Annotated in this window: 3 protein-coding genes; 2 read left to right on the top strand and 1 reads right to left on the bottom strand. The window is 73.9% G+C overall.

Features of this window, described 5'->3' with window-relative positions:
- Nucleotides 1-189: 189 nt before the first annotated feature.
- Nucleotides 190-1,299, bottom strand: a complete 1,110-nt coding sequence (locus tag ACFW1I_RS35910; RefSeq protein WP_384677895.1) for an alpha/beta hydrolase — start codon at nt 1,297-1,299, stop codon at nt 190-192.
- 386 nt (nt 1,300-1,685) lie between these two features.
- Between ACFW1I_RS35910 and ACFW1I_RS35905 the strand changes: the two genes are divergently transcribed.
- Complete coding sequence (locus ACFW1I_RS35905; RefSeq protein ID WP_384677893.1) at nt 1,686-2,963, top strand: anion permease; 1,278 nt, start codon at nt 1,686-1,688, stop codon at nt 2,961-2,963.
- 42 nt (nt 2,964-3,005) lie between these two features.
- Entirely contained in the window at nt 3,006-3,227 is a 222-nt protein-coding gene (locus ACFW1I_RS35900; RefSeq protein WP_384677891.1) for a hypothetical protein, read from the top strand.
- The last annotated feature ends 37 nt before the right edge of the window (nt 3,228-3,264 follow it).

Raw genomic sequence — 3,264 nt, 5'->3', positions numbered from 1 at the left:
TCCGTTGTGCCCACCCTCCCCCAAGCTCTCGGCTTCGCTCGAGCAGGGGGGACCCCCATCGCCCCAGCGGAACGATTGCCCACAACGAAACGGCGGCGGCCGCCCGCAACGCCCCCAGCCGGGCGCGGGGGTGGGCACCGCCCCGGCGGAAGGAGTGCCTGCAGCGGGGGGCGCCCTGGTGGGTGGGGGTTACATCAGGGGGGTGAGGTAGCGGCGGAGGGCTTCTTCGTAGCGGAGGGGGTCGGCGTTCCACATGGCCGCGTGGGGGGCCCGGCGGACCGGGAGGAGGGTGACCAGGTCCGGGCGGCGGGTGGCCAGTTCGACCGAGGGCTCCCAGGGGGCGATCGTGTCGTCGGGGCCGTGCGCCAGGAGGACCGGGACGCGGAGGCCGGCCGTGTGGTCGGGGTGCGGGCCGGTCCGGCCGAGCGCGGCGCGGACCGCCAGCGGGACCAGCGGGGCGGGGACGCCGCGGGCCACCGCGAGGTTGCGTACGGTGGCCTCCCAGTCGAGGACCGGGGAGTCGAGGACGAGGCCGGCGATCCGGTCGCGCACCCCCGACTCGGCGGCGGCGCGCAGCGCCATGGAGGCGCCGGTGCCCCAGCCGTGCACGACGATCTTCTGCGCGCCGCGCCGGACCGCGTACCGCAGGACCGCGTCGACGTCCCGCCACTCGGTGTCGCCGAGCTGGGCGATGCCGTCCGCCGGCCGGGGGGCGCCGTCGTCGCCGCGGTAGGCGGGGACGAGGACGGGGACGCGGCGGCGCGCGTAGAAGGAGACGAGGTTCAGCGCGTGCTCGCGGCCCGCGCCGATGCCGTGCAGGGCGACGACCCAGGTGGCGCGGGGGCCGGTGACGAGCCAGGCGGGGAGGGGGCCGAGCTCGCCGGGGATCTCGACGTCCTCGTGCGGCAGGCCGAGCGCGGTCTCCGGGGTGCCGATGTGCAGCTGCGGGGTGAGCCGGACGCGGCTGCCGGGGGCGAGCGCCCCGCGCTCGACGCGTTCGAGGCGTCGGACGACGGTGTCGGCGGTGTGCGGGACGCGGTCGAGGACCGGTCCGGTGACCGCGTGCAGGCCGGGCGCCGTCATCCCGTACGTACCGGGGCGCAGCGAGGCGAGGCTGCGGGTGAGGGTGACCCGCTCGGGTCCCGTGGCGTGCACGGTGAGCTTGGGGTCGCCGGGGAGCGGCCGCCCGGAGGCGGCCTTGAGGGCGACGTCGCTGGCGTACCGGCCGGCCGCCACGGCGGCCGCGCCGACACCGATCAGGGTGGTGACGGCCGCTGCCGTCGCTGTAGCCGGGCGCACGCTCCCAGTCTCGGCACGGGGGCCGGGGGCTGCCACCGGGACGGGGCCGGGCGGGTGCCCCGGGGAGGCGTCCGGGCGATCCGGAGGCGCCGCCCGGGAGAGTGACATGGGTCTCCCCGGTGGGTGCCTCGTGCGGGTGAGACCGTCCAGCGGGTGAAACGCGGCGATCGGGCACGCAGGCGGCTCGGGTCCGGTGCGTCCCGTGGGGTCCGGGATTACCCGGGGTCGCGGGGTGACCGGATGGTGGACACGGAGGAATCCTGGAGGCGAAGCGGAATCTCACGACCCCGGTTCGGGACACCGTGATGCCCCACCCAGTTCACCTTCCGTTCACTCAGGTTGCCTACGTTCGACCAGCCACTGACGTCAAACGATTGCCTGGGTAAATGGAACACATCACGCTGCTGCTCGCCATTGTGGTCGTGACAGCTCTCGTGTTCGATTTCACGAACGGTTTCCACGACACCGCGAACGCGATGGCCACGACCATCTCGACCGGTGCTCTCAAGCCCAAGACGGCGGTGGCCATGTCCGCCGTGCTGAACCTGGTCGGCGCGTTCCTGTCCGTGGAGGTCGCCAACACGATCTCCAAGGGACTCGTGAACGAGGAGGGCATCCAGCCCGAAGTGATCCTCGCCGCGCTCGTCGGCGCGATCCTCTGGAACCTGGTGACCTGGCTGGTCGGACTGCCCTCCAGCTCGTCCCACGCCCTCATGGGCGGCCTCATCGGCGCGACCGTCGCCTCGATCGGCTTCAGCGGTGTCAACGGCGACGTCGTCGTCACCAAGGTCCTGATCCCGGCGATCGCCGCCCCGATCGTCGCCGGTGCGGCCTCGATGCTCGCCGCCCGGCTGACGTACCGCATCGGCCGGAACGCGGACGCCAAGACCACGGAGAAGGGCTACCGGGCCGGCCAGATCGCCTCCGCCGGTCTCGTCTCCCTCGCCCACGGCACCAACGACGCCCAGAAGACCATGGGCATCATCACCCTCGCCCTGGTCGCCGGCGGCGCGCTCGTCCCCGGCTCGAACCCGCCCGTGTGGGTCATCGTCTCCGCCGGCATGGCGATCGCGCTCGGCACCTACCTCGGCGGCTGGCGCATCATCCGCACCATGGGCAAGGGCCTCACGGACCTCCAGCCGCAGCAGGGCTTCGCCGCCCAGACCAGCGCGGCCACCGTCATCCTGGCCTCCTCCAACCTGGGCTACTCCCTCTCCACCACGCACGTCTGCTCCGGCGGTGTGATGGGCGCGGGCCTGGGCCGCAAGGGCGGTGTCGTCCGCTGGTCGACCGCCACCCGCATGTTCGTCGCCTGGGGCCTGACCCTGCCGGCCGCCGGCCTGGTCGCGGCCGGGGCCGAGTTCGTGGCCCGTCAGGGCGACTGGGGCGTCTACCTGGTCGCCGGTTTCCTGATCGCCTCCTGCCTCGGCATCTGGCTCTTCTCCCGCCGCCAGGTGGTCGACCACACCAACGTCAACGGTGACGACGAGCCCGGCGCGGGAGGGGCCGAGCCCGCGGGCGTCGTGACCACGGCCATCGCCGCCGTCACCCCGCCGCCGGCCGGCTCCGTCGCCGCCGTCGCGGACGAGGGCCTCAAGACCACCATCCACGCGCCGGGGCCGAACGACCCCGCCGCTCCCCCGGCCCCCGCCGCCGCGGTCTGAGCCCCCCCTCCGAGAACCCCTAAGGAAACGGGAACCCAATCCATGAAGATCGACTGGGCAGCTCTCGGCTCCGTCTTCGGAGTCAGCCTCGTGGCGACCGTCGCCCTCGTGGGCCTCTTCACCCTCGGGATCGTCGGCCTCGGCAAGCAGGAGAAGGCCGCGGCCGCGGGCGGCTCCGCCGTCCTGGCCCGCACCGGCGCCTACGCCTGCTTCGCGCTGTGCGCGGCGGCCGTCGCGTACGGCATCTACCTGATCGTGGTCTGACCCACGACGCTCCGGGGCCGGGCCCGCACCTCTTCCG

It is taken from the genome of Streptomyces sp. NPDC058955, from assembly GCF_042741435.1.
Lineage (GTDB): Bacteria > Actinomycetota > Actinomycetes > Streptomycetales > Streptomycetaceae > Streptomyces.
Note: the sequence above shows the minus strand (reverse complement) of the source record. Positions and strands in the feature narration are given on the sequence as shown.